Here is a 26,649-nt window from a genome sequence, read left to right as displayed (position 1 = left end):
CATGCACCCGAGGACCCCATAATGACCGCGACCCCAACTCACCTGCGGGAAGCCGCCGATCGGCTTATCGCCGCCGCCGCAGCACCGAAGCAATGCGAACCGATACGTGACATCGTCGGCGACCGGGACATTGCTGCGGCGTACACCGTGCAGCGCCTCCTCACCGAGGACTCGACCGCACGCGGCCGATACATCGTCGGCCACAAGATCGGGCTGACCTCGCCGGCCGTGCAACGCCAGCTCGGGGTGGACCAGCCCGACTCGGGCGTTCTCTTCCAGGACATGCAGGTAGCCCACCGCTCCACCGTCCCCATCGGCAGGCTGCTTCAACCAAAGGTCGAGGCCGAGATCGCGTTCATCTTGTCCGCTGACCTTGACGACGACCTCTCCGAGCAGGCCATCCGACTCGCGGCCGGTATTGCCATGCCGGCCATCGAAATCGTCGATTCCCGTGTCAGAGACTGGTCGATCAGCATCGTCGACACCATCGCCGACAACGGATCCTCGGCGCTGTTCGTGTTGGGGGGGCCGACAGTTTCCGCCGCCGACGTCGATTTTTGCGCGCGGACAATGCATCTCAGCGAAGACGGTGTCCTCGTTTCGCAGGGGCGAGGCTCGGACTGTCTCGGTAGCCCGCTTATCGCGCTGCAGTGGCTGGCCCGAACCGCCCGCGACAACGGGTCCCCACTTCGAGCGGGGCACATCGTGCTCTCCGGCGCGCTAGGTCCCATGGTGCCAGTGCGTCCGGGCAGCACCTACGTCGCGACCATCGTCGGAATCGGCTCCGTCGAGATCTCCTTCGCAAAGGAAGACCGATGACATCGACCAAGGTGGCAGTCATCGGATCCGGCAACATCGGCACCGACTTGATGATCAAGGTGCTGCGATTGTCCGATCACCTGGCGATGCGGGCGATGGTCGGCATCGACCCCGCTTCCGACGGGCTACGCCGGGCAAAGAGGCTCGGCGTGCCCACGACTGCCGACGGCGTCGAAGGCTTGCTCAAGATGCCGGAGTTTGACGACATATCAATAGTTTTCGATGCAACATCGGCCTCGGCGCATATTGCCAACGCAGCGCTGCTGGAGCCGACCCGCACGGCATTGGTGGATCTGACGCCGGCAGCTATCGGGCCTTTCGTGGTACCACCTGTCAACCTGGCCGAGCACCTCGACAGCCGCAACGTCAACATGGTGACCTGCGGTGGCCAGGCAACCATTCCGATCGTCGCCGCGGTCGGCGCCGTCAGCGAGGTGCTCTACGCCGAGATCGTCGCTTCCATCTCGTCTCGGTCAGCCGGGCCCGGCACGCGCGCCAACATCGACGAGTTCACCGAAACCACCGCGCGGGCCTTGGAAGTGGTGGGCGGAGCGCGTCGAGCCAAGGCGATCATCGTGCTGAATCCGGCCGACCCGCCGCTGATCATGCGCGATACCGTGCATTGTCTGATCGGTAACGCCGACCTCGACGCGGTGGAGCGGTCCGTGCTGGGGATGGTCGACGCGGTGGCCACCTACGTGCCGGGCTACCGACTCAAACAGCAAGTGCAGTTCCGTGAGATCGACAACCACTCTACGGCCCGCGACCTCGTCGACGACACCGGACGCCCGCGGTGGCAGGTGTCCGTGTACCTCGAAGTCGAAGGCGCGGCCCATTACCTGCCGGCCTACGCGGGCAATCTCGACATCATGACCTCGGCGGCGCTGCGCGTCGGCGAAAGTCTTTCGGCACGACTCGGAGAGCGTGTGTTATGACCAAGCTGTACATGCAGGACGTCACTCTGCGCGACGGCATGCACGCGATCCGGCACCGATTGCCGGTTGATCAACTCCGCCGTATCGCTGCGGCGCTCGATGCCGCCGGCGTCGCGGCGATCGAGGTCTCTCACGGTGACGGCCTGGCCGGATCCAGCCTCAGCTACGGCCCGGGGAGCTCGACGGACTGGGAATGGATCGCCGCTGCCGCCGACGTTGTCAAGCGCGCTCGTCTCACGACACTGCTGCTGCCGGGCATCGGTACCGTGCACGATCTGATTCGCGCCAACGATCTCGGGGTGACCTCGGTGCGCATCGCCACCCACGCCACCGAGGCAGACATCTCCCCGCAGCACATCCAAAAAGCACGTGATCTCGGTATGGACGTTTCGGGCTTCCTGATGATGTCGCACATGGCTAAGCCGAGCGTGCTCGCCGCCCAGGCCAGGTTGATGCAGGATGCCGGGGCGCACTGCGTCTATGTGACCGATTCCGGGGGACGCTTGACGATGCGCGACGTCCGCGACCGAGTTCGGGCCTACCGTGATGTGCTGCAACCGGAAACCCAGATCGGCATTCACGCACACGAGAATCTTTCGATGTCGGTGGCGAACTCCGTCGTGGCCGTCGAGGAGGGCGTATATCGCGTGGATGCCTCGCTGTGTGGGCACGGCGCAGGCGCAGGCAACTGTCCCATCGAGGCCTTCGTCGCCGTGGCCGACATTTACGGTTGGGAGCACAGCTGCAATTTGTTCGCCCTGCAGGATGCCGCCGAGGCGTTGGTCCGCCCGATCCAGGACCGTCCCGTGCGCGTCGATCGCGAGACGCTGACACTAGGCTACGCCGGCGTCTATTCGAGCTTCCTGCGCCATGCCGAGCGAGCCGCGCAGCAGCACGGACTCGACGTCCGTGACATCCTCGTCGAAGTGGGCCGTCGCAAGCTTGTGGGCGGCCAGGAGGACATGATCGACGACGTCGCACTGGACCTGATCTCGCGTGCGGGGCCCGAAAACCTCTCGTTAGGGGGACGAACTGGTGTTGACGGGAGCGTTACGGTAAGCGCCACGCCGTAGCCTGAGCGGCGCGGAAGGACCCTTGCCGATGACCACCGCGACGACCGACCTTGCCGGCTACCCGGCCCGATACTTTGCCGCCTGGGGCCAGCGTGACCTCGCCGCCGCGTTGTGTGTGATCGCCGACAACGTCGACTGGCAGGACCCCTCCCTGCCAGAACCGATCACCGGCCGCGAGGCCGCCGCCGCCTTTTTCACTGCCGCGTGGTCCGGCTTTCCCGACCTGCAGATGCAGCCCATCGGCGAGGCCCTCGTCGATGAAGCCAACAGGCGAATCTGTCAGGAATGGCGGATGGTCGGCACTCACACCGGAGAGGGGTTCCCGCCGGGTGTCCCCCCATCCGGTCGTCCGTTCGACGTCACCGGCACGGATATCTGGCAGGTCGACGAGACCGGCCGTGCGGTGTGTGTGCACGCCTACTGGAACGTCGCGACGCTGCTGACCCAACTCGGCCTGACCTGAGCAGGCCCTCGGCGTTCGCAGATAGAAGGAAACTCCTTGCACGCCATCGTGATCCGCGAGTTCGGTGGACCAGCGGTCCTACGGCCGGATAACTTCCCTGACCCCGCGACGAAGTCCGGTTGGATAACGGTTGAATTGCGGGCCGCAGCATTGAACTGGCACGACGTGTTGGTGCGCCAGGGCCGTTACCGATCGCCGCTGCCGCACGTGATCGGCGCCGATGGCGCGGGTGTCCGCCGCGACACCGGTGAGCCCGTCGTCATCGTTCCATCCCTGCATTGGGGCGATCGCGACGACGCCCCGGGCCCCGACTGGGAAATCCTGGGCGACCACATCCCAGGTACCTACGCCGAGTTAGTCAGTGTTCCCGCGGACTGCCTCGCCCCAAAACCAGCTGGATTCAGCTGGCTCGAAGCCGCCGCGCTCCCATTGGTCGGCCTTTCCACTTATCGCGCGTTAATCAGCCGCGGCCGGTTGCAGGCGGGCGAGACTGTGTTGGTTGTGGGCGCCGGTGGTGGGATCGCCAACATGGCAGTGCAATTGGCGTCTCACCTTGGCGCGTCGATCATGGTGACATCATCATCTGCGGAGAAGATTGCGCGGGCCGTCACCGAAGGCGCCAAAGACGGAGTGCTGCATAGCGATCCGGATTGGCCCGAGCAGGCACGGGCCCTGTCGCCGTCGGGTGCCGGATTCGATCTCGTGCTCGACCCGGTGGGCCGCTGGCCCGAGTCGGTGCGCGCGCTGCATCCCGGCGGCCGGCTGGTGGTGCTGGGTGCCAAAGCGGCCGAGAGCGCCGCCATGGACGTGCGCAAATTCTACTTCGGGCAATACGACCTGCTCGGCACGACGATGGGCAACAGGCGAGATTTCGCGGGACTATTGAATCTACTCTTCGAGTGTCGGATACCACCTCCCGTCATCGACCGGGTCTTTCCGCTCGACGACGCGAGATGCGCACACGAATACCTCGAATTAGCCGGCGGATTCGGCAAAACCGTGCTGGAGCATCGATGACCGAAAAACCCCTTGTTTCCTACGAGCGCCGTCCAGTGCGTCCCGATACTGACGCGCCGCTGGTCGCCTATCTGATCCTCGACGATCCAGAGCGGCGCAATGCCCTGTCCGACACGCTGCTGGACCAGCTGACCGAATCGCTGGTCCACGCCGCCGACGATCCCGACGTGCGGGTAATCGTCCTGACGTCCTCGCACGAGCGGGTGTTCTCGTCCGGCGGTAACCTCGACGCCTTCGCCGACACCCAGCCGATAATCACGAAATATGCCGGGCTGAAACGCTTTCCGGAGTTGTTTAGAACGTTGACGTCGATCAGCAAGCCGGTCGTATGCGCTGCCAACGGCGACGTGCTGGCCGGAGCGTTAGGTATCGCATTGGCCTGCGACTTGGTGATCGCCAAGAGATCTGCGCGGCTCGGCTGCCCCGAGATCAACGTCGGCGCTTTTCCGTTCATGATCTCGGCGCTCATCTTCCGCGCCACCGGTCGGCTGGTCGCTAACGAACTGATGATGACCGGACGACTGCTGTCGGCCACGGAAGCCGCCGAAGCCGGGCTGGTTAACCGCGTCGTTTCCGACGACGAGTTCGACTCGGCCGTGCAGAGCTGGGTTGCCGAGATCGCGGGGAAGTCACCGCTGCTGCTGGGTCTCGGAAAAAAGGCCCTCGCCGCGACTCGCGACCTGCCGCTGGACGCCGCCCTGGATTACCTCCAGGCCCAGCTGGCCCTGGCGTTCACCACCGAGGACCTTTCCGAGGGCGTTCGGGCCTTCAAGGAGAAGAGGGCACCGGTATGGCGCAACACCTGAGTTCGATCACCCTTGTCAATTTGGTCTGACCATAATAATGTTCTGAAAATATGTCGAGGGACGAGCATCCATGAAACCCGGGAAATACACCGACCGATACGCGGCCGATTCGGTTCGCGCGTATCGCGATGCGGAACTCTGGAGCGACGAGACCATGTTCGATCTTCTGGTCAGACAGGCCGCACAGCAACCGGACAAGGTTTTCGCCACGGACCGTCAACGCTCACTGACCTACCGCGAACTCCACGATTCGGTCCTGAGACTGGCCGCCGGGTTGCACGAACGGGGCTGGCGTGCCGGTGACACCGTAGCAGTTCAACTGCCGAACTGGGTCGAGTTCATCGAGGTGACCGCGGCGCTGTCCCGGCTGGGCGTTATCACCGTGCCGATCATGCCGATCTACCGCCGCGACGAGGTCGGCTATGTCACCGGTCACGCCGAGGCCCGTGCGGTCATCGCACCGGCGACGTTCAAGGGTTTCGACTATCTGGGCATGTACCGCGACGTACGGCGCGAGCGACCGGAGCTGGACATACTGGTAGCACGTCCGGACGCCACTACGCACGACATCGCGAGTCAGAAGGACAGCGGTGTCACGATTTTGGACGCAGTACGCACCGAGACGGTGCCTGCCGCCGACGATCTGCCAGCTCAGCCAAGTGCCGATGATCCGTTCGTCATCGTTTACACCTCCGGCACGACCTCGCGGCCTAAAGGCTGCGTGCACACGTTCAACACCTACTGCTCGGGCGCGCGGAGTCTGACCAAGGCCTTCGGCTATACCGAATCTGATGTTCAGTTCGGCCCCTCGCCGATAACCCACACCACCGGGCTGGTCACCAGCGTGCTGGTGCCGATGCTCAACGGAGGGGCCACGCATGTGATGGCCGACTGGGAGCCGAAACGCGGCTTGGCCGAGATCGCCGAGTTCGGTTGCACCCAGGCCGTGACCGCCACCACGTTCTTGCAGATGTTGCTCAGCGTCTTCGATCCGGAACGCGATGACGCATCCAGCCTCCGGCTTTGGGTGTGCGCGGGCGCGCCCATCCCGAGAGCCGTCGTCGAGCAGGCGACCACAACGCTGCCAGGCATGAGAGTGCTCAGTCTGTACGGACGTAGCGAAAACCTCGTCGCCACAACGTGCACCGTCAGCGACGATCCCGACAGAGCACTGACCTCCGACGGCTCGGCGCTCGACGGTCACGAGGTGGCGATCGTCGACGAGGACGGCCGGGAGATTCCGCGCGGAACCGAGGGGGACATCGCCTATCGCGGACCGTCACACATGATCGGCTACCTGGGCGATCCCGAGGAGACCGCGGCTTTGTTCACCCCGACCGGGTTCTCGCGGTCCGGCGATCTCGGTGTGATGGACGAGGACGGATTCGTCCGCGTGACGGGACGCGTGAAAGACATCATCATCCGCGGCGGCATGAACATCAGCGCCCGCGAGATTGAGGACCACCTCGCGGCCCATCCTGCGCTCAGCGCTTCGGCCGTCGTCGGCTTTCCCGATGAGCGGCTGGGTGAGCGAGTCAGTGTCTTTGTCGTCACGCGAGTTGGTGAACCCGAGCCGACGGTCGAGGAGCTGCGGGCATACCTCACCGGACACGGCGTCGCCATCCAGAAGACTCCGGAGCGGGTGATCAAGGTAGCTGAGCTCCCCATGACAGCCACCGGCAAGGTGCAGAAGCACATGCTGCGCGAGCAGGTTTCCCGCACCGTCGAGAACAACCCCGTCGGCGTGAACGGGTAGGGGACATGGATCTTAACGACAGTCCCGCCGAGGCCGAATTCCGCGACCGCGTTCGCTCCTGGCTCGCCGAGACCCTGCCGAAGCTCGGCGGGGCCGAGCCGCACCGCCTGGAAGACAAGCGCGACTACTGGGCCCGCTGGCAACGGATACAGTTCGACGCTGGCTTTGCCGGCCTGTCCTGGCCGAAGGAGTTCGGCGGCGGCGGCGCGGACGCCAAGCTCAAAGCGGTATTCACCGAAGAACTCGATCGCGCAAAGGCCCCGGAGCGTCTCAACATCATCGGCGAAGACTTCACCGGGCCGACGATCATCGCCTTCGGTACCGCCGCACAGCAGAAGCGATACCTGCGGCCGATCCTCACTGGCGAGCACGTCTGGTGCCAGTTGTTCTCCGAGCCGGAATCCGGCTCGGACCTTGCCTCACTGCGCACCGCAGCGGTCCAGGTCGACGGCGGCTGGCGGATCACCGGGCAGAAGATCTGGACAAGCCGCGCACAGCTGGCCGCACACGCAATCCTGTTGGCCCGCACCGGCGGAGGACCCCGACATCGCGGAATCACCTACTTTCTGCTGGACATGAAGTCAGCGGGCGTGCGGATCCGTCCCCTTGCGCACATGCTCGGGGAGGCCGAGTTCAACGAAGTGTTTCTCGACGACGTGTTCGTTCCAGGCGAGGATGTCGTCGGTGACATCGACGATGGGTGGCGGGTCGCCATGGGCACTCTTGCCTTCGAACGCGTCGGCATAGCGACGGGACGGGTCAACACCACCGGAGCGGTCAACGACCTGATCGCCGAGATCGCCGGGCGCACCGGCGACGACGGAAGTCCGCTGGGCACCGATCCGCTGGTGCGCCAACGCGTCGCAGATCTCTACGGCCGTGCCCTGACCCATTATCTGATCAGCCAGCGGGTGATCACCGGCGCCGCAAGCGGTGCGCCACCGGGCCCGGTCACCTCAATCGGCAAGCTGTTCTTTTGCCCGCTGGTCGAAGACATCGCCGACTTCGGCCTGTCGCTGTCCAAGCTGGACGGGCAATTCTCGTTGCCGGAGAAGGACTCTCCCAACGACGATGCCGCGGGCGAACGGTGGCTGCGCCTGGCTAACCAGGCACGCGGGACAGCGATCGCGGGCGGATCGACGTTCATCCAGCGCAACATCGTCGCCGAGCGGATCCTCGGCATGCCCCGAGAGTGAGGGGCAACAGAACGTGAACGCCTACCGATGGCTGCCATCGCCAGACTATGTCGACAACGCCAACGTCACCCGTCTGGCCCGCAGGCACGGACTCGCCGGCATCGACGAGTTGCGAGCCCGTTCTGTGGCGGACCCCGTGTGGTACTGGAATGCCGTCCTCGACGATCTCGGCATAACCTTCGCCACCCCGCACACCGCAGTGGTCGACCTGAGTCGAGGCATCGAGCACCCAGACTGGTTCGTGGGTGCGCAACTCAACGTTGTCGATTCCTGTCTGAGGCGCTGGCGTGATGCCGATCCGGAACGTATCGCGGTGCAACACGAGGCCGAGGACGGCCACACTTCCACACTCACATTCGGCCAACTGGCCGACGAAGTCGCCAGCGCCACAGCAGGATTGGAACGACTTGGGATCGGGCGAGGCGACACAGTCGCGCTCTACATGCCGATGATCCCGGAAGCGGTCGTCGCCGTCTACGCGGTGGCAGCGCTCGGGGCGGTGCTGGTGCCCCTGTTCTCCGGATTCGCCGCGTCCGCGATCACCGGCCGGCTCACCGATGCCGATGTCACAGCAGTGGTGACGGCCGACGGGACCATCCGCCGAGGACGCGAGGTGCCGATGTTGCCCCAGCTGGCCGTCGCCCTTGAGGACTGCCCAGGTGTGGAGCACCTCATTGTCGTCGACAACATCTGTGCTGCAGGCGAACTCGATGTCGACGTCAGCACGATGAGCTGGTCGGAGCTCACTGACCACCCGGCCGAACTCACCACCGAACTGGTCCCGGCGATGCATCCACTTCTTTTGGGCTACACCTCGGGTACCACCGGGCGCCCCAAGGGGGCAGTGCACACCCATGCCGGCTTCCTGGTCAAGACGGCCAGCGAGGTCGCCTACTCGTTCGACATAACCCGTGATGGGGCGTTCTGCTGGATCACCGACATGGGCTGGATCATGGGTCCGCTGTCGATCATCGGAACCCACGCCAACGGAGCCACCCTCGTCCTCTACGAAGGGTCGCCCGACGTACCCGACAGCTACCGACTTTGGGACCTTATTGCCCGGCAGCAGATCTCGATGCTCGGTGTGTCACCCACGCTGATCCGTGCATTGAAGGGATCAGCCCTCGATCAGATTCACGCCCGGGATCTATCCTCCGTGCACGTCCTGGGTTCGACCGGTGAGCCGTGGGATCCGGACTCCTACGACTGGCTGGCGCGGGATGTGTTCGGGGGTCGGGTACCCATCATCAACTTCTCTGGAGGAACCGAGGTCGGCGGCTCCTTCCTGGCCCCCTATCCAGTCGAACCGATCCTCAGCTGTTCCCTCGGAGGACCGTCGCTGGGCATGGACGTCGACGTCGTCGACGACAAGGGCCAATCCATCCGCGGGCAGGTCGGCGAACTGGTCTGCCGGCAACCGTGGCCATCGATGACGCGTGGCGTCTGGAAGGACGACCAGAGGTACCTCGACGCCTACTGGTCACGCTTCCCTGGCCTGTGGACCCACGGAGACTTCGCCATGGTGGACGAACACGGCCAGTGGTTCATCCTGGGCCGCTCCGACGACGTCATGAACGTTGCGGGCAAGCGACTGGCACCGGCTGAGGTGGAGTCGGCGCTGACAATCCATCCCGCGGTGAGCGAGGCCGCAGCGGTCGGAATGCCCGACCCGCTGAAAGGTGAAGTTGTATGGGCGTTCTGGGTCGCCAGACCCGATACCGATCTCGACGATGACACCGTTGCTGGCGAGCTGAAGACGCTCGTCGGCACGGAGCTGGGCAAACCGTTCGCCCCCTCGAAGATCTGGCGGGTCGACGCGCTACCCAAGACGAGGTCGGCCAAGATCCTGCGCCGTGCGATCCGGGCCGCCGCGCTCGGCACCGACCCGGGTGACCTTTCCGGAGCGGAAAACCCAGATGCCGTCGCTGCTATACGCGATGTCGTTGCGGCAGCTCAATTGTCGACCGTGATGGAGTCCCGTTGATCCACTTTCAGAGCAGCCGCCGCGTAGGTATGCACATGTGTGCGCATTCGGCGCCCGGCTGTCTCGGCGTCCTTGTCACGGATCGCCTTGGTGACCGACTTGTGCGCGCGCGCGGTCGCTGCGCGCACGGAGTCATCGACGAACGCGGCATTCTCCGTGCCGGTATAGATAGCCTGCGACAGCGCGGTCATGAAGCCGATCAAGAGCTCATTGTGACTCGCAATTGCCACTCCCACGTGCCAGTCAACGTTGGCCTGCAGGAACTGCGACAGGTCGGCGTCCGGAGCGGCAATGGCACCGTTCGCGCGATCCAGCGTCGCCAGATCCGCTTCGGTGCGCTTGATCGCGGCAAGCTCGGCACAAAACGGCTCCAATGCTTCGCGCGTCTCCATCAAATCCGCCAGCTTGATTTGCCGACCGCGGATCAACGTGCTCACCGACTTGGCCATCGAAGCCGTGGTCGGACGTTGGACGAACGCACCGCCAGCCCGACCCGCCTTGACCCGCACCAGGTTCTGCACCTCCAGAATCCTGAGCGCTTCACGTACTGTCGCGCGGCTCATCTGGGTTTGTTTGACCAACTCACGTTCAGCAGGAAGCGCGGCGCCTTCTTTCAGTTCACCGCTGAGAATCCGCTCGCGCAATTCGCGTGCCAGCACATCGGGTGCCTTCGGCACGTCCACCGGTCCAAGCGTGATGGCAGACCGCGCGCCGTCACCCTCCATCACGCCTCCTCAATGGACTTATGGTCAGACCCAAATTACCACCTGACGACCAACCACGTCGGCACCATTGCCGGTCACCGGTAACGACCACTGGGAGAAGCGATGCATTGGGAGCTGTCGGACGAGCAGAACCTCTACGCGGACTCACTGCGCGAGTGGCTGGCAGCAAGAGCCGCACCCGAGCAAGTACGGTCCTGGATCGACAACGGCGATCAGCGGGAATTCGACGATTTGCTGACCGGGGACGGTTGGGCCGGAGTGGGTTTCGACGAGGCCCTCGGCGGTCAAGGTGGCGGATTGCTCGAGCTGGCGCTGACCGCCCGGGAACTGGGACGTGTGGCCGCGCCTTCGGCCCGGTGGCTGGCCCGAGCGGTGGCCACGGATGCACTTGCAGGCGAACCTGCGTTGACGCAGGCGGCCCTGGAAGGAAGCGAACTGACCGTTGCGGCGGTACGCAGCGATCGAATTCCGGCCGTGCACATCGAGGTGCAGTGCCGCGACGGGCGACTCAGCGGGCAGGTGCCGTGCGTGGTGGCCGCTAACGAAGGCGACCACTTCCTGGTTCCGGCGAGTACACCAGAGGGCGCAACTCTGCTGTGTATCGTCGAGCGCCACGCGGACGGCGTGGACGTTCGGCCGCGGGCACTATTAGATCGTTCCCGCGCCGTTGGCGACGTACTCTTCGACTCTGCGGTTGGTCGCCCCGTCGACTTAGACGAGGACACCAAAGCCGCGCTTACCGGGCTCGCGGACCGTGCCGCCGTCCTGGTGGCCGCCGACGCTGTCGGCGCGGCCGAGCGCATGCTCGACATGACCGTAGAATACGCCAAGCAGCGCAAGCAATTTGGTCGCCCGATCGCAGCCTTCCAGGCTGTCAAGCACGCTTGTGCGCAGATGCTGGTCACCATAGAAGCCGGTCAATCCATCGCGCTGTTCGCGGCCGCCTCGCTCCAACACCGAGGACCCGAGGCCAGCCTTCACGCAGCGGCCGCCAAGGCCCAGGTGACCGCGCACTGCGCTGAGCTTGCCGACTCGGCGCTGACCGTGCACGGCGCCATCGGGTACACCTGGGAATACGACCTGCAATTGTTCTACAAGCGGGCCAAGCTCAACCGCATCCTGTTCGGCTCGCCCGAGGCGTGGAACGAACAGATCGCCTCGATGCTGCCGATCCTGCCGGCCGTCTCATGACGACGAGGCCCGCCTTTTCTTTTGGTCTGTCCATTAGTATTATTCAGACCATTCTGCCTTTGTGAAACGGAGATCAGCGTGGACTTCGAGTTAACCGACGATCAGCAGACGATCCGTTCCGCGGTGGCGGAGCTCGCCGGCAAGTTCGACGACCACTACTGGATGACCAAGGACCACAACCACGAATTCCCGCAGGAGTTCTACGACGCCTTCGCCGGCGGGGGTTGGCTGGGCATCACTGCACCTGAGGAGTACGGCGGCCACGGCTACGGCATCACCGAGGCCTCGATCCTGCTCGAGGAGGTCGCCGCGTCCGGCGCTGGAATGAACGGCGCCAGCTCGATCCACATGTCGATCTTCGGCATGCATCCGGTGATCGTGCATGGTTCCGCCGACCTGAAGGCGCGCACGCTGCCCCGCATAGTGACAGGTGATTTGCACGTCTGCTTCGGGGTCACCGAACCGGGTGCGGGGCTGGACACCACGCGCATCACCACATTCGCGCACCGCCAGGGCGATCACTATCTGGTCAACGGACGGAAGGTGTGGATCTCCAAGGCGATGGAATCCGAAAAGATTCTGTTACTCACCCGCACAACCAAATTCGAAGACGTCACCCGTAAGACCGACGGCCTGACGTTGTTCCTGACCGACCTCGACCGCAGCAAAGTCGAGATTCGGCCGATCCTGAAGATGGGCCGTAACGCCGTGACCTCCAATGAGTTGTTCATCGACGGCCTGGAAATCCCCGTCGAAGATCGAGTCGGTGAGGAGGGCAAGGGTTTTCAGTACATCCTCGACGGCCTGAACCCCGAACGCTGTCTGATCGCTGCCGAAGCGCTCGGAATTGGCCGCGCCGCCCTGCGCGCGGCGGTTCGCTACGGCAACGAGCGCGAAGTATTCGGACGCCCGATCGGGATGAACCAGGGTATCCAATTCCCGCTGGCCGACTCGTTGGCGCAACTGGATGCCGCCGAGTTGATGTTGCGCAAGGCTACCTGGCTCTATGACAGCGGCAAACCGTGCGGGCGGGAGGCCAACACCGCCAAATACCTCTGTGCCGAAGCCGGTTTCAACGCCGCAGATCGAGCGTTGCAGACCCACGGTGGCATGGGTTACTCGGAGGAGTACCACGTGGCGCGATACTTCCGTGAGGCGCGACTGACCCGGATCGCACCGATCAGCCAGGAGATGATCCTCAACTTCCTGGGTTCGCACGTGCTCGGTCTGCCGAGGAGCTACTGATGACACGTGAACTGGCCGAGGTCTTCCGCCTTGACGGCCGATCGGCATTGGTGACGGGGGCCGGCGGCGGTGTCGGCGCTGCCGTCGCAAAAGCATTCGCCGACGCCGGTGCGGCCGTGCTGGTCACCGACGTCGACAAGGACGCCGCCGCAACGGTCGCCGAGGCGATCATCACCGGCGGCGGCAACGCGGATCCCTTTGCATTCGATGTGCGTGACGCGGCGTCGGCCGAAGAGGCCGTGGCGCGGGCCGCTGCCCTGACCGGCGGGACGCTGCATATCCTTGTCAACAATGCCGGGGCGGTCGCCCCGGCCATGTTCGCCGACCAGACCGAGGAGATCTTCCGCCGGATCCTCGACATCCATCTCGTCGGCAGTTTCCTGTGCAGCCACGCCGCACAAGGGCTTCTGCCCGATGACGGCCGAGGACGAATCATCAACGTCACCTCTGCGGCCGGCCTGACGGGAACCATCGGCCAGGTTAACTACGGCGCAGCCAAGGCGGGAATCATCGGACTGACGAAGTCACTCGCCCGTGAATTAGCCCGCAAATCGGTGACCGTGAACGCGATCGCGCCACTGGCCGCAACCGCCATGACAGCCAACATCCGCGCGAACGAGAAGTTGGCAGCCAAGACACTGGCCCGTATTCCGTTGGCGCGCTGGGCCATCCCGGAGGAGATTGCACCGAGTTTTCTGTTCCTGGCGTCGGATGCCGGCAGCTACATCACCGGCCAGGTACTACCTGTTGACGGCGGGACGGTGATCTAGGTGGTTGCCCAAGTCGACGGACCCTTCACCCGGGCCGGACGGGCGGTCTTCATCGCCGAGGCGGTGCGCACACCCATCGGCAAGTCACATCCCGAACGCGGTTGGTATCGCGACGTACACCCCAACGTGATCCTCGCAGCGTGCTACACCGACCTGATCAACCGCACCGGAATCCGCCCCGCCGCGGTCGACGACCTGATCATCGGCTGCACTGCACCGTTCGGCGAACAGTCCCGCAATATCGGCCGGAATGCCTGGCTGCAGGCCGGATTCCCGCCTGAGGTGCCGGCAACGACCCTGGACCGCCGCTGCGGCTCGGCGCAGACGGCCGTGGAGATGGCGGCCGCTCTGATCGCGTCCGGTACCCACGACATCGTCATCGCCGGCGGCGTCGAACACATGGGCCACGTGCCGATCGACTCCCCCGCCAAGATCGCCGAGCTGTACGGCGAGCCCTGGCCGTCCGAACTGCGCGACCGGTACAAGTTCGTGCACCAAGGCGAGAGCGCCGAACTCATCGCCGACCGGTGGGACATCAGTAGATCAGAGATGGACGAGTTCGCCGCCCGATCCCATAAGGCCGCGGCCACCGCGACCGCCGAGCACCGCTTCGACAACGAGATGGTGCCGTTGATGCTGGACGGCGAGATTCGCAACAGCGACCAATGCGTGCGCCCCGCAACCACTGTCGACACGCTGGCCGGATTGCGGCCAGTCTTCCGGCCGGAGGGCGGACGAATCACGGCGGGCACCTCCTCGCCCATCTCCGACGGAGCCGCGGCCGTGCTGCTCTGCTCCCGGGAGGCGGCGCGCGAGCACGGGCTTCGCATCCGGGCCCGCGTCATCGACCAGACCACAGTCGGCGTCGATCCGATCATCATGCTGACCGGACCCATCCCGGCCACGCGAAAGCTGTTGGAACGCAACGATCTATCGGTCGCCGACATTGATCTCTTCGAGGTCAACGAGGCGTTCTCTTCGGTGGTGCTCGCCTGGCAGCGGGAGCTCAAGGTCGAACCAGAACGCGTCAATGTCAACGGCGGTGCGATCGCCCTCGGCCACGCGGTCGGGGCCACCGGCGCCCGGTTGATTGCGACGCTGGTCGCCGAACTTGAACGACGCGAGGCCGACCTGGGCCTAGTCACGATGTGCTGCGGCGGCGGATTGGGCACCGGCACCATCATTCAGCGAGTGCCGTCTTGATCGACTTCACCGAGTTCCTCTCGAGCGGCGACGGGGTGTGGTGGGGCCAGGCTGCCGCCGAACCCCGACCCTTGGTGGATGCGTTGATCGCCCAGAATGCCCGCATCGGGCCGATTCGCACCTTCACCGGGCTGTCCTGGAACGACCAGCTCGCGGTGAACATGCCCGCGCGGGTGTCGATGGTGTCCTATGGCGGCCTCGGGGAGCTGCGCGAGCTAAGCCGGACCGGCCGACTCGAAGTCGTTCCCTGCCACTACTCGGCGCTGCCTCGGATGTTCGCCGAACACCGGTTACCTAGTGACGTCGGTCTGCTCCAGGTGGCACCGCCTGATGCCGAGGGACGCTGCTCACTGGGCATCGGCGTCGACTACGTCGCCGACGCCATCGAGCACACCCCGGTGCTCATCGCCGAGATCAACAGCCAGATGCCGGCCACCATCGGAACCGAACCGATTCCCCTGGAACGGTTTGCCGCCACCATCACCACCGACCGCGCACTGCCCGAAGACCCGACTCGCCCGCCCGATGCAGTGGACCGGCAAATAGCCGCGAAGATCGCCGAACTCGTCGAAGACGGCGATACCGTGCAATTGGGCGTGGGATCACTGGGGGCGGCAGTCCTCGACGCCCTCGCCGGCCACCAGGACCTCGGCTTCCACACCGGCATGATCACCGACGCGCTGATGCGCCTGATGGACAAAGGAGTCGCCACCGGGCGCCACAAGGAAGTGGACCCCGGTCTGGTCGTCGTCGGAACTGCGCTGGGGTCGGCAGAACTTTACCGACGCATCCCCATGCTACCCATCCGGTTCCGGCCGACGAGTTATACCCATACCCCGCAAGTGCTTTCGCGGCTAGCATCCCTGGTATCGATCAACTTCGCCGTTGAGGTCGATCTTTCCGGCCAGGTTGGTGCGGAGGTCAGTGGCGGAGTCTACGTCGGTGCCGTCGGCGGTCAAGTCGACTTCACCCGTGCCGCCGCTCTCACCGGCAAACGCTCGATAATCGCCCTTCGTTCGAAGTTCCGCGGTCGCTCGACGATCAAGCCCCGCCTCGAAGGCGGGGTGGTGACCACCGCGAGGTCCGACGTCGACGTCGTCGTCACCGAGAACGGAACGGCGCACCTGCGTGGCTGCGGCATCGGTGAGCGGTCCCGTCGGCTGGCCGCCGTCGCCGCGCCCGAGTTCCGCGACCAACTAGACAAGGAGACCACCGCCCTATGAGCCCGAAACTCCCTGCCAAGGCGAGGATCCGCGAAGTCGGACCCCGCGACGGATTCCAGAACGAACCCGAGATCATCAGCACGGCCGACAAGATCGCACTGATCAACCAGTTGGCCCGCACCGGTCTCGACCGGATCGAGATCGCCAGCTTCGTGCGCGCCGATATCATCCCGCAACTGGCTGACGCCGTCGAAGTGCTTAACGGCGTTGACATCCCGGAGCACATTGCCCTGACTGTGCTGGTACCGAACAACCGCGGCCTGGACAACGCTTTGAAGGTCCGCGAACGATTCCACGAGGTCGCAATGTTCGTCAGCGCGTCGGAAACCCACAACAAGCGCAATGTCAATCGGGCGATCGACGAATCCATGGCCGACAACGAAATCGTCGCCAAGCGCATCGACTCCGAGGGCCTTCGTCCCACGGCGGTGATCGCGACCGCGTTCGGCTGCCCGTTCGAAGGTAAGGTGCCGATGGCGCGCACCCTGGAGATCGCCGAACAGTTCGCCGCAGTGGGATGCGCTGAGATCGGCTTTGGCGATACCACCGGAATGGCCCATCCCGCATACGTTTTCGATATCTTCTCGGCAGCGATCGATCGCCTTCCCGGCGTCGAAATCGCCGCGCACTTCCACAACACCCGCGGTCAGGGACTGGCCAACGCCTACGCTGCGCTACAGGCCGGGTGCACCAGCTTCGAGTCAAGCTTCGGCGAACTCGGCGGCTGCCCCGTTCCGGCGGGATCCACCGGGAACATCGCCACCGAGGACCTCATCAACATGTTCCACGAGATGGGTGTGGCCACTGGCGTGAACCTGCCTGCCGTCATAGATGCCGCACGCGCGGCGCAGAGCGTGCTCGGCCGGAAGCTGACCAGCCACTGCATCGTCGCCGGCCCGGTGGACTGGCATCCCGACGGCACCGCAACCGGCTGCCACTAAACAACGGAAAGGCATATCATGACAGATCGAGTCGCATTCGTCACCGGCGGCGCCCAAGGCATCGGTGCGGGCATCGCTGAAACGCTGGGCAGCAACGGGTTTCGAGTTGCTGTCGCCGACCTGAACTTCGATGCCGCGCAGAACACGGTCAAACGCATCGTCGAGGCGGGAGGCAAGGCGATCGCCGTGCGCGTCGACGTCACCGACACCGAATCGGTGCGTGATGCGGTCACGACGGCCACCGCCGAGCTCGGCGAGGTCGAGGTTGCGGTTAACAACGCCGGCTGGGACGACTTCATGCCGTTCCTGAACACCAACGAGGACTTCTGGAACCGCATCCTCGACATCAACTTCAAAGGCGCGCTGAGGGTCTGCCACACCGTCGTCCCGGGCATGGTCGAGCGTGGCTTCGGCCGCGTCATCAACATCGGCTCCGATGCAGGCCGGGTCGGCTCGTCGCTGGAAGCCGTCTATTCCGGCGCGAAGGGCGGGATCATCGCCTTCAGCAAGACGCTGGCACGCGAAGTCGCCACCAAGGGAGTCACCGTCAACACCGTCTGCCCCGGCCCCACCGACACCCCGGCCCTCCGCAAGTTCGCCGACAGCTCCGGGCAGGACGCCGACAAGGTGCTCGGCGGGATGACCCGGTCGGTACCGATGAAACGCCTGGCGGCCCCGGCCGACATCGCTGCGGCGGTAGCCTTTTTCGCCTCCGACGCCGCCGGTTACATCACTGGCCAGACGCTTTCGGTTAGCGGCGGATTGACCATGGCATGAGCGCCGTCACCTGGTCTGCCGAGGGGTCGGTGCTACATATCGTGCTGCGCCGACCACCCGCTAACGCGCTCGGGCCGGCGATCATCGAGGGTCTGCACGCTGCCCTCGACGCCGCGGACGACTCAAACCCCAAGGTGCTGCTGTTGTCTTCGGAGTTGGACGGCTTCTTCGCCGCAGGTGCCGACATCAAGCACATGACGACCGTCGACGCTGCATCGTTCAAAGCCTATGGCGATAGCCTGCGTTCGGGTCTAGAGCGGCTCGCAGGCCACCGCGCCCTGTCCGTGGCCGCGATCGACGGGCTGGCACTCGGCGGTGGCCTGGAACTGGCGATCGCTTGCACGTTACGGGTCGCGGCGTCCACTTCAAAGCTTGGCCTGCCGGAGGTCAAGCTCGGCCTCATTCCCGGGGCCGGTGGCACCCAACGCCTGCCACGCCTGGTAGGCCGTGGCCCCGCCCTGGATCTGATGCTCACCGGACGCCAGCTTGATGCAACCGAGGCCCTTCGGATGGGGCTCATCGATCGGCTCACCGAGCCCGGCGGGGCGGTTGCCGCCGCGCGGCAGTTGGCCAACGAACTCTGCGCCGCGTCAGCGCCGGCTCAGCAGGCCGTGGTGCGCACCGTCAACGCCGCCGACGACCTTCCTCTCGCCGACGGGCTGCGCTACGAGGTCGAGCAGATTCAGCAGTTGTTCGAGCATGGCGAGGCCGCCGAGGGGCTAAGCGCCTTCGTCGAAAAGCGCGCCCCGAAGTTCTGCTAGGGGGCGACGATGACGACGTACGGGGTCAACGGCTTCGGACTGGGAACCGGCCCGGCACGGTTCGCCTCGATCGCCGAGGTGGCCCGCGCCGCCGAAGATGCCGGCTGTACGGCGGTTTGGACCAGCGAGCTATACAGCCGGTCAGCAACGGTACCGATGGCCGTCATCGCCGGCGCCACCAGCCGGGTCTCCGTGGGGTCCAACATCGCCTACGGGGTCGGGCGCACCCCGCTGATGTGGGTGGCCGAGGCGCGCGATCTTGATGAGTTGTCCGGTGGCAGGTTGATTTTGGGCCTGGGTAACGGCACACCGGCGATGATGGAACGTTGGCACGGAGTTTCCGGTGAGGCCCCGGCGGCTCGGATGCGTGAGCTTGTCGCCGTGCTGCGAAAGTTGTGGCGACTCGATCAGGGCCCGGTCGATCACGATGGCCGCTTCTACACCGCTCACGTGGCACCAACCACAGCAATGGCGCCGCCGCTGCGCGAACACCTTCCGATCTACCTGGCCGGAGTCAATCCAGCCATGGTGCGTATTGCCGGCGAGGTGGCCGACGGGCTTGTCGGGCATCCGATGTTCACCAGTGACTACCTCGAAGCCGTGGTGCGACCCGCGCTGGTGCGCGGCGCGTCCTCAGCCGGGCGGTCGGCGGCCGACATCGCGGTGACCGGTATCAAGATGTGCGTCATTGACGACGATGAAGAGTCCGCTCGCCGACAAGCGGCGTTCGCCATCGGGCAGTACGCGGCCTCGCGGGTGTACGACCGGCTGTTTGAGTTGCACGGCTGGGCCGAAGCTCAGCAGCGAATCCGTCAGGCTGCGCGCGACCGGTACGGCGAAGCGCTGATCCGTGCGGTTCCTGACGATGCGGTCGACGCGGTGGCCGTGGCGTGTACACCCGACCAATTCGGCGCCCGCTTGCGTGCCGCGTCGACCGGGTTCGATCACCTAGCGCTCACTCCCGCGCCCTGGGGTCTGAACGACGAGCAGACCCACGAGGCCACATGGCGAATCATCACCTCTTTGCGATCGATTCTGACCGCGACCGACCCAGCATTGGAACACTCACGATGAACACGGCATTCACCGAACTGCAGACCCTCACGGTGACCCAACTAGCCGAGGGCGTTGCTCTGATCACGCTGAACCGACCCGAGCGCCTCAATACGATGACCGTGGCCATGTTCAACGAACTCGAAGAGACGGCCCGGTTTATCGGCGCCGACGGTGACGTCCGCGTGGTGATTCTCACCGGCGCGGGTAAGGCGTTCTGCGCGGGCTACGACCTCGACGACGCCGAGGGCCTTCCGGAGCTGTCCCCGCTGGGCATGCTCGAACGCCAAGAGAACGCCGCCCGCGCACTGGTCGCCGTTCGCGCCATCCCGGTGCCGGTGATCGCCGCGGTCAACGGCGCCGCGGCAGGCGGGGGCTTCTCACTGAGCCTGATGGCTGACATCCGATTGGGCTCCCCCACAGCCAAATTCAACGCCGCGTTCGTGCGGATCGGGCTGTCGGCCGGCGACCTGGGCGCCTCGTGGCTGTTGCCCCGCCTCATCGGGCCCGCCCAAGCGGCCGACATCGCTTACACCGGGCGAATCGTGGAAGCCGGGGAAGCCGAACGCCTCGGACTGCTCAACGCGGTCACAGGACCGGACGACCTACTCGACAGGGCTCTCGCGATGGCGCGTCAGATCAGTGCCAATTCCCCGGGCGGCATCAAACTGTCCAAGCGCGCGCTGCAGGCGAATATGGAAGTCGGGTCATTCGCCGCCGCACTAGAATTGGAGAGCAGGGGCCAGGCATTGCTAACCCGATGCGCCGACATGCCCGAGGCGCTTGCGGCATTCCGGGAGAAGCGCGCACCGAACTTCACGGGTCGCTGACCGATGACAACGTGGAACCGGGTCGGACTCCGGCCGATGGCCGACATCCTCGCCGAACTGAGCCAGGCCAACACCCTGACGATCGCCGAACCACAACCCGGCATCGGGCTGATGTCGGTAAACCGCCCCGACCGCGGCAACTCTCAAACGGTCGAGATGTTCGGCGAAATCGCTTGGTACGCACATACGTTACGCAAAGCGCCGTTACGGGCGCTGATCATCACCGGTGCTGGTGGTGCGACGTTCTGTACGGGCTTCGACCTCGCTGAGATAGCGGTCATCGCCAAGATGACGATCCCCGAGTTCAACGAGCTGGTCGATACCGCCTCGGCGGGAACCTCCCGCTTGCGCGCCTTGCCGTTTCCCGTCATCGCCGCGATCAGCGGCCCAGTGGCCGGTGGTGGTCTCTCCCTAGCGTTGTCGGCCGACATCCGGCTGGCCAGCCGGTTCGCGAGTTTCAGCGCAGGTTTCGTGCGGGTTGGTCTCTCGATCGGCGAATTGGGAGCATCTTGGCATCTGTCACGGGTGATCGGCCCGGCCAGGGCTGCCGAGATCTCGTTCACTGGCCGCTCCGTGAAAGCCGACGAAGCGGTCCGGATCGGGCTCGCCAACCGCGTCGTGCCCGGCGATGGCGACGATGTCGTCGCCGCGGCAATCGCGTTGGCCGAGACGATTGCCGCCAATAGCACCGAAGGCGTGCGAGCAACGAAGAACTCGCTGATTCGCAACGCCGAGATCGCTTCGTTCCTAGCGGCGCTGGAGTTGGAGAATCGCAGCCAGGTAGTTTGCCGGACCAGCCGATCGCACTAGCACGCTGAATCCAGTAGGCTCTGTAGAACACTCGTTCCGGAGAGGTTGTGGTCTTCAAGCGTGCTTCTCGTCCTAAACATTTGGCGGCACAAGATGTTTCACGTCGACCCTCATCAATGGCCTGATGTGTCGCAACGGGTAGTAGCTGTAGATGCCAAACCGGATGAGCCACCATGGGGATGCAATCCAGAAATTCCACAGGCCCTTCAACGCCAAGGGTCCGGAAGTGATGTACGGGATGACGCTTCCCGGCGGGAACGAAGAGCGCCTCCGATGGCCACCCAGCCGGACCATCGCGGCCAGACTGGAGAGTCGCCTTTGTCGGTCAAGGCATAGACTCCGACCGCGATCGTCTCGAACGCCGCCGACCATGTAGGTCATGTCGTAGATGAACCATGCCTCACGCCAAATGAACTCCTGCAGCACCGGTTAAGAACCGTAATGGGCGGCATGAAGAACCTTCCCGGGGAATTCGGCGACAACCCACGCGGTGATGCCACCACCCAACAGGCTGATGTTCGTCGGAACTGCAGATGGATGCTTCATACAGTTCACCGCTACCGAAGGCGCTGCCGCCCCACTGCAGACAGAGCACCTGCTATCACATGCGAATGATCCTGCCGAGCATGATTTGTTGATCGTGGGGAACGAAGTAGTGCTCGACCAACGGCCGCGCATCAAACCTCGGCGAAGGAGGCGGATGGTTCCACCCAAGAACGCTAAATGCAATGATGTAACCGATCAGAAAAACCGGCTCGCACCAAGCCGCGGCATACGCGATCCTCAGATTCGTCCCCATCTCCATGACTACGCTCGGCCCTCTTCACACCGTCGCGCATCAGTCCGTGTTGCGGAGCGATCCCAAGCCGAACGTGCAACTCCATGCCTTTCACTGTCCACCACTTAGGGAGTGCCATGCGTCACCCCGAAGGACCAAGTTGGTCTTACCTTCGGTATCGAAGGTAAGACCTGACTGAGCGCCGAGACTCGGTGCGGCGTGCGGCCAAAAGCTATGTCGGCAAGGCACGCAATCCTCGAGAAGGGTCCGGCAACCGCCTTTAGAGGTACCTCATCAGAGTGAAATTTATGGTCTGACCATAATAACAATTGAACTTGGCTGACGGCCTGGGCAAGCTTGGTTGCGTGACTGCGATCACATGCCTTGGCTCGCAGTTGTGGGCGTCACTAACCAGGAGGAGGCTAGATGCCAACGATCGACTACCGCCAGCTCTATATCGGAGGTCACTGGACGGACCCCACCACGGCAGCGACGATCGATGTCCATTCACCCACGACGGAACAGCTGATCGGTTCGGTGCCGCGCGGCGGTGAGGCTGACGTCGACGCCGCCGTCGCGGCGGCCCGGGCCGCGTTCGATGATCCGGACGGGTGGGCCTCGTGGCACCCGAAACAACGCGGCGAGACGCTGGAGCAGTTCGCCGCCGAACTCGAAGCACGCGGCGGCGAGACGGCTGCCCGGGTGGCGATGCAGAACGGCATGCCCATCTGGCTGGCTCAGCGATTCGAGTCGATCTTCCCTCCCCTGCTGCTCCGCTACTACAGCGACGTGATGAACAGCGTGCCGGTGGAGGAAGAGCGTCCCGGAATGCTCGGTGGCACAGCCCTGGTGTCGCGACAGCCGGTGGGTGTCGTGGGTGCGATCGTGCCGTGGAACGTTCCTCAAGGCATCGCGTTCCTGAAGGTCGCTCCAGCGCTGGCCGCCGGATGCACCGTGGTGCTCAAGCCTGCTGAAGAAACGGTCCTCGATTCCTTCTTGATGGCAGAAGCCGCGGTGGCCGCCGGACTGCCCCCTGGTGTTCTCAATGTCGTACCCGGCGGGCGCGACCTTGGCGCCGCCCTGGTGTCCCACCCCGGAATCGACAAAGTTTCCTTTACCGGCTCAACCGCGGCCGGTCGGGCCATCGCCGAAACCTGCGGTCGACTGCTTCGCTCCGTGACACTCGAGCTGGGCGGCAAATCGGCAGCGATCGTGCTCGATGACGCTGACCTCGGGGCATCGATCGAAGCGTTCTTTGGAGCGACGCTGCTCAACAATGGGCAGATCTGCTGGCTCAACACCCGGATCCTGGCACCGCGGAGCCGCTACACCGAAATTGTCGACACGATAACGGATCTCGCTCGCTCACTTACTATCGGCGACCCGCTCGACCCCGAAACCAAGATCGGCCCACTGGTGTCTAGCCAGCAGCGTGAGCGCGTGGAGGGTTACATTGCCAAAGGGAAACAGGAGGGCCGGCTGACGACCGGTGGCTCGCGACCACCAGGGCTCGACCAGGGATGGTTCGTCGAACCGACGGTGTTCGCCGACGTAGACAACAACGCCACGATCTCCCGCGAGGAGATCTTCGGACCGGTACTCTCGGTGATCCCGTACGGCGACGAGAGCGAGGCGATCGCGATCGCCAATGACTCCGACTACGGGCTCGGTGGAACAGTCTGGTCCTCCGACATCGAACACGCCGCCGACGTCGCGCGGAAGGTGCGCTCGGGCACGATCGGCGTCAATCATTACGTCAACGAACCGGTAGCGCCGTTTGGCGGGATCAAGGACAGCGGCATGGGCCGCGAACTCGGGCCTGAGGGTCTGCACGCGTTCCAGATCCACAAGACGATCTACCTGCCGCCTGCCTAACAGAGCCTAACGGCTAACGGCCCAATCGAGAGGACAACGATGTCTGCGACTGACACCGGCTACGAGATCGAACGCACCCGTGAGATCATCAGTGCCGCAGCTAAATTGCTATCCACTGAGAGCCTGGACCCACTGCCGCCGGACGGCGACCTGCAGGCCAGCAACACGGGCCTGAAGACAACTCGGCAAGCTCTGTTACGCGCTCTTGAGGGTGGAGCAGAGACAACCAACGAGGTCTCCAGGGTCAAGGCGACCGCGTTGGTGCTGGGAGCCGTCGCCGCCGAGGCAGACGTCAAGGATGCATTGATCCAACACCGTGCCCAAGTGGCCTTGGGGGTCAGGGATGCGCTGGCAACGCTGCGAAACGCGCCGTCAGCCACCATCCTGGCCGAGCGTGCGCCGATCGAGGCGCGCCAGATCGGGTTCCGGCGGGCGCTGTTCTCCAAGATCGAACAGGGCACTTGGATGGCCCGCTCGGCGTTCGCAATTGAGGATCCCGAGTTCGGCGAGGAGATCGTCGAGATTGGTCGCGCCAATCCGCGTCGCCTCAACGGGCCCCTGTTGGAGAGCGAGATGGTGCGCCGCTGTACTCCGATGGTCGTCCCTGATCCGCAGTCGAATCCCCGCATGCACACCGAATTTGTTCGCTACACCGGAACCACCAGCTATGTCGCCGCGCCAATCATGGCGTGGGGAGTTCCCATCGCGATGATGCACGCGGATCGTGACGTCGACTCCACCGTCGATGAGTTTGACCGCCATATTTTGGGCACATATGCCGAGGGTCTTGGCATGGCGATCGAGCGGGCCCAGCTGATGGAGCGGTTGCATGCGGTGCGTAGCGCCGCCACGGATTATTTGGCAGGAGTCCACGCCATCGCCGATGATTTCACCGCCGATGCGCTCGGCGCCGCCGAACTCAGCTTCGAGCTTTCCACCAATAGCGGTAAGGCCCGAGCGATCGGACCTCTCGACGAACGTAATGAACGTCTGACCCCCCGCGAGTGGGACGTGCTGCGGAATCTGGCCTCCGGCAAGACCAACGCCCAGATTGCCACCGGCCTGTTCGTGACCGAGGGCACGGTCAAGTCACACGTCAAACACATCCTGCGGAAGCTGGGCGCCACCAACCGGACTGAGGCAGTTGCTCGCTACCATCGGCTGCTAGCCGCGGCCGGCCCCGCCAGGGCCGGCTGATCGACGACCCGCAGACTTGGGCGCCGACGAGGCGCGCTAAAAACGGATCACGCCGCGAATATTGCGGCCCGCCAACATGTCCTCATAACCCTGGTTGATCTCGTCCAAGGTGTACTCCTGGGTGATCAGCTCGTCGAGCTTCAACTGGCCGAGGGTGTACATCTCCAGGTAGCGGGGGATGTCATGCCGCGGATTCGACGAACCGAACAACGAGCCGTGGATGGACTTCTCGTACAGCGTGAGTTCGAACAACGATCCACCCATCGTCAGGTCGGTGGGGTGACCGATGGCGGTGACGATTACCTTGCCACGACGACCGACGAGGCTCAGAGCCTCAGCCACATAGCCGCTCTCGGCATTGTCGGTCGTGATCACGCACGCGTCGGCCATGATGCCGCGCGTCAGATCCGTGATCAACGCCTGTGCTTCAGCGACATTGGCGGCGGTGTGGGTCGCGCCGAACTCGAGGGCCTTCTGGCGTTTGTACTCGACCGGGTCGATCGCCAGGATGTAACGGGCGCCCGCGCCCTTGGCGCCCTGGACCGCATTAGCCCCGATGCCGCCGATTCCCATCACCACGACTGCGTCGCCGGGATGCACCCCGGCCGTTTTCACCACGCTGCCGTATCCCGTGGGAACGCAGCAGCCGATCACCGCGGCGCGGTCCAGCGGGCTGGCCGGGTCGACCTTGATCACTGAAGCCATCGGCACGACGGTGTACTCGGAGAACGTCCCCAACAAGCACATCTGGCCCAGTCCTTGACCCCGTGCGTGGAAACGGTAGGTGCCGTCGAGCTGCGGTCCCTGGATGATATGGGCGCCGAGGTCGCACAGGTTGGTCATGCCGCGCGCGCAATGAGCGCACTTGCCGCACGCGGGCAGGAAACTGAGCACCACCGAGTCACCCTCGGCGACGTCGGTCACGCCCGGCCCTACTCCCGCGACGATGCCGGCGCCTTCGTGGCCGCCCACATACGGAAGCCCGACGGGGATGTCGCCAGTGACAAGGTGGTAGTCGGAGTGGCACAAGCCGCTGGCAACCAGTTTCAGCAGAACCTCACCCTCCTTGGGGGCATCCAGTTCCACCTCTTCGATTTGCCACTTTTCTCCCAGTCCCCATAGGACCGCAGCTTTTGTCCGCACACCGCGCCTTTCATTCAATGCCCGACTTCTCACTGGTCATCGTCACTCCATTGGCAGTGGCCAGGCATCTCCCTCAAG

Annotated in this window: 24 protein-coding genes; 22 read left to right on the top strand and 2 right to left on the bottom strand. The window is 64.5% G+C overall.

Annotated features, from left to right (window positions below; genetic code table 11):
* The first annotated feature begins 21 nt into the window (after positions 1–21).
* The 9 genes from MRAB57_RS13355 to MRAB57_RS13315 all read left to right on the top strand — a co-directional run bounded on the left by MRAB57_RS13355 (position 22) and on the right by MRAB57_RS13315 (position 10,049).
* The gene (locus MRAB57_RS13355; protein WP_077079430.1) at positions 22–819 is read left to right on the top strand and encodes a 2-keto-4-pentenoate hydratase; all 798 of its coding nucleotides are present in this window, start codon (positions 22–24) and stop codon (positions 817–819) included.
* Entirely contained in the window at positions 816–1,754 is a 939-nt protein-coding gene (locus MRAB57_RS13350) for an acetaldehyde dehydrogenase (acetylating) (RefSeq protein WP_077079429.1), read from the top strand. The genes MRAB57_RS13355 and MRAB57_RS13350 overlap by 4 nt, the downstream gene beginning before the upstream one ends.
* Positions 1,751–2,827, top strand: a complete 1,077-nt coding sequence (dmpG, locus tag MRAB57_RS13345) for a 4-hydroxy-2-oxovalerate aldolase (RefSeq protein WP_077079428.1) — start codon at positions 1,751–1,753, stop codon at positions 2,825–2,827. The genes MRAB57_RS13350 and dmpG overlap by 4 nt, the downstream gene beginning before the upstream one ends.
* Positions 2,828–2,855: 28 nt before the next feature.
* Positions 2,856–3,290, top strand: coding sequence for an ester cyclase (locus tag MRAB57_RS13340; protein ID WP_077079427.1), 435 nt, complete (start codon positions 2,856–2,858; stop codon positions 3,288–3,290).
* A gap of 36 nt (positions 3,291–3,326) precedes the next feature.
* Positions 3,327–4,307 carry a zinc-binding dehydrogenase gene (locus MRAB57_RS13335; RefSeq protein ID WP_077079426.1) on the top strand — a complete coding sequence of 327 codons (981 nt, stop codon included), beginning with the start codon at positions 3,327–3,329 and terminating at the stop codon, positions 4,305–4,307.
* Positions 4,304–5,113, top strand: a complete 810-nt coding sequence (locus MRAB57_RS13330) for an enoyl-CoA hydratase/isomerase family protein (RefSeq protein ID WP_077079425.1) — start codon at positions 4,304–4,306, stop codon at positions 5,111–5,113. The genes MRAB57_RS13335 and MRAB57_RS13330 overlap by 4 nt, the downstream gene beginning before the upstream one ends.
* A 70-nt stretch (positions 5,114–5,183) precedes the next feature.
* Entirely contained in the window at positions 5,184–6,869 is a 1,686-nt protein-coding gene (locus MRAB57_RS13325; RefSeq protein ID WP_077079424.1) for an AMP-binding protein, read from the top strand.
* Positions 6,870–6,874: 5 nt separating this feature from the next.
* Positions 6,875–8,065 (top strand): acyl-CoA dehydrogenase family protein, encoded by a 1,191-nt coding sequence (locus MRAB57_RS13320; RefSeq protein WP_077079423.1) that lies wholly within the window; start codon positions 6,875–6,877, stop codon positions 8,063–8,065.
* A gap of 13 nt (positions 8,066–8,078) precedes the next feature.
* Positions 8,079–10,049, top strand: coding sequence for an AMP-binding protein (locus MRAB57_RS13315; protein ID WP_077079422.1), 1,971 nt, complete (start codon positions 8,079–8,081; stop codon positions 10,047–10,049).
* Here the strand turns inward: MRAB57_RS13315 and MRAB57_RS13310 are convergent.
* Positions 10,019–10,774, bottom strand: a complete 756-nt coding sequence (locus MRAB57_RS13310) for a FadR/GntR family transcriptional regulator (RefSeq protein WP_077079421.1) — start codon at positions 10,772–10,774, stop codon at positions 10,019–10,021. The genes MRAB57_RS13315 and MRAB57_RS13310 overlap by 31 nt on opposite strands.
* Before the next feature lie 102 nt (positions 10,775–10,876).
* Here MRAB57_RS13310 and MRAB57_RS13305 point away from each other — a divergent pair, with 102 nt between their 5' ends.
* The 13 genes from MRAB57_RS13305 (at position 10,877) to MRAB57_RS13240 (ending at position 25,428) form a co-directional block, all read left to right on the top strand.
* Positions 10,877–11,965: an acyl-CoA dehydrogenase family protein gene (locus tag MRAB57_RS13305; protein WP_077079420.1), complete on the top strand. Its 1,089-nt coding sequence runs from the start codon at positions 10,877–10,879 to the stop codon at positions 11,963–11,965.
* Between the two features lie 78 nt (positions 11,966–12,043).
* Positions 12,044–13,210 (top strand): acyl-CoA dehydrogenase family protein, encoded by a 1,167-nt coding sequence (locus MRAB57_RS13300; protein ID WP_077079419.1) that lies wholly within the window; start codon positions 12,044–12,046, stop codon positions 13,208–13,210.
* Complete coding sequence (locus tag MRAB57_RS13295; protein ID WP_077079418.1) at positions 13,210–13,980, top strand: SDR family NAD(P)-dependent oxidoreductase; 771 nt, start codon at positions 13,210–13,212, stop codon at positions 13,978–13,980. The genes MRAB57_RS13300 and MRAB57_RS13295 overlap by 1 nt, the downstream gene beginning before the upstream one ends.
* A complete protein-coding gene (locus tag MRAB57_RS13290) occupies positions 13,981–15,183 on the top strand; it encodes a thiolase family protein (RefSeq protein WP_077079417.1) in 1,203 nt (400 codons plus the stop codon). It abuts the gene before it with no gap.
* On the top strand, positions 15,180–16,406 hold the full coding sequence (locus MRAB57_RS13285) for an acetyl-CoA hydrolase/transferase family protein (RefSeq protein WP_077079416.1): 1,227 nt from the start codon (positions 15,180–15,182) through the stop codon (positions 16,404–16,406). The genes MRAB57_RS13290 and MRAB57_RS13285 overlap by 4 nt, the downstream gene beginning before the upstream one ends.
* On the top strand, positions 16,403–17,347 hold the full coding sequence (locus MRAB57_RS13280; RefSeq protein WP_077079415.1) for a hydroxymethylglutaryl-CoA lyase: 945 nt from the start codon (positions 16,403–16,405) through the stop codon (positions 17,345–17,347). The genes MRAB57_RS13285 and MRAB57_RS13280 overlap by 4 nt, the downstream gene beginning before the upstream one ends.
* Positions 17,348–17,365: 18 nt before the next feature.
* Positions 17,366–18,124, top strand: a complete 759-nt coding sequence (locus MRAB57_RS13275; RefSeq protein ID WP_077079414.1) for an SDR family NAD(P)-dependent oxidoreductase — start codon at positions 17,366–17,368, stop codon at positions 18,122–18,124.
* Positions 18,121–18,885 carry an enoyl-CoA hydratase/isomerase family protein gene (locus tag MRAB57_RS13270; RefSeq protein WP_077079413.1) on the top strand — a complete coding sequence of 255 codons (765 nt, stop codon included), beginning with the start codon at positions 18,121–18,123 and terminating at the stop codon, positions 18,883–18,885. Before MRAB57_RS13275 ends, MRAB57_RS13270 begins: the two co-directional genes overlap by 4 nt.
* A 9-nt stretch (positions 18,886–18,894) precedes the next feature.
* A complete protein-coding gene (locus tag MRAB57_RS13265; RefSeq protein ID WP_077079412.1) occupies positions 18,895–19,959 on the top strand; it encodes an LLM class flavin-dependent oxidoreductase in 1,065 nt (354 codons plus the stop codon).
* Positions 19,956–20,768: an enoyl-CoA hydratase/isomerase family protein gene (locus tag MRAB57_RS13260; RefSeq protein WP_077079411.1), complete on the top strand. Its 813-nt coding sequence runs from the start codon at positions 19,956–19,958 to the stop codon at positions 20,766–20,768. Before MRAB57_RS13265 ends, MRAB57_RS13260 begins: the two co-directional genes overlap by 4 nt.
* 36 nt (positions 20,769–20,804) lie before the next feature.
* On the top strand, positions 20,805–21,578 hold the full coding sequence (locus MRAB57_RS13255) for an enoyl-CoA hydratase/isomerase family protein (protein ID WP_245830309.1): 774 nt from the start codon (positions 20,805–20,807) through the stop codon (positions 21,576–21,578).
* 1,204 nt (positions 21,579–22,782) lie between these two features.
* Complete coding sequence (locus tag MRAB57_RS13245) at positions 22,783–24,231, top strand: aldehyde dehydrogenase (RefSeq protein WP_077079408.1); 1,449 nt, start codon at positions 22,783–22,785, stop codon at positions 24,229–24,231.
* Between the two features lie 39 nt (positions 24,232–24,270).
* A complete protein-coding gene (locus MRAB57_RS13240) occupies positions 24,271–25,428 on the top strand; it encodes a LuxR C-terminal-related transcriptional regulator (protein ID WP_077087935.1) in 1,158 nt (385 codons plus the stop codon).
* 36 nt (positions 25,429–25,464) lie between these two features.
* Here MRAB57_RS13240 and MRAB57_RS13235 read toward each other — a convergent pair whose 3' ends face one another.
* A complete protein-coding gene (locus MRAB57_RS13235; protein ID WP_077079406.1) occupies positions 25,465–26,571 on the bottom strand; it encodes an NDMA-dependent alcohol dehydrogenase in 1,107 nt (368 codons plus the stop codon).
* Positions 26,572–26,649 lie beyond the last annotated feature (78 nt).

The organism is Mycobacterium rhizamassiliense, from assembly GCF_900157375.1.
In the GTDB taxonomy this organism is placed as follows: domain Bacteria; phylum Actinomycetota; class Actinomycetes; order Mycobacteriales; family Mycobacteriaceae; genus Mycobacterium; species Mycobacterium rhizamassiliense.
This window is presented reverse-complemented; position numbering and strand designations above follow the sequence as displayed.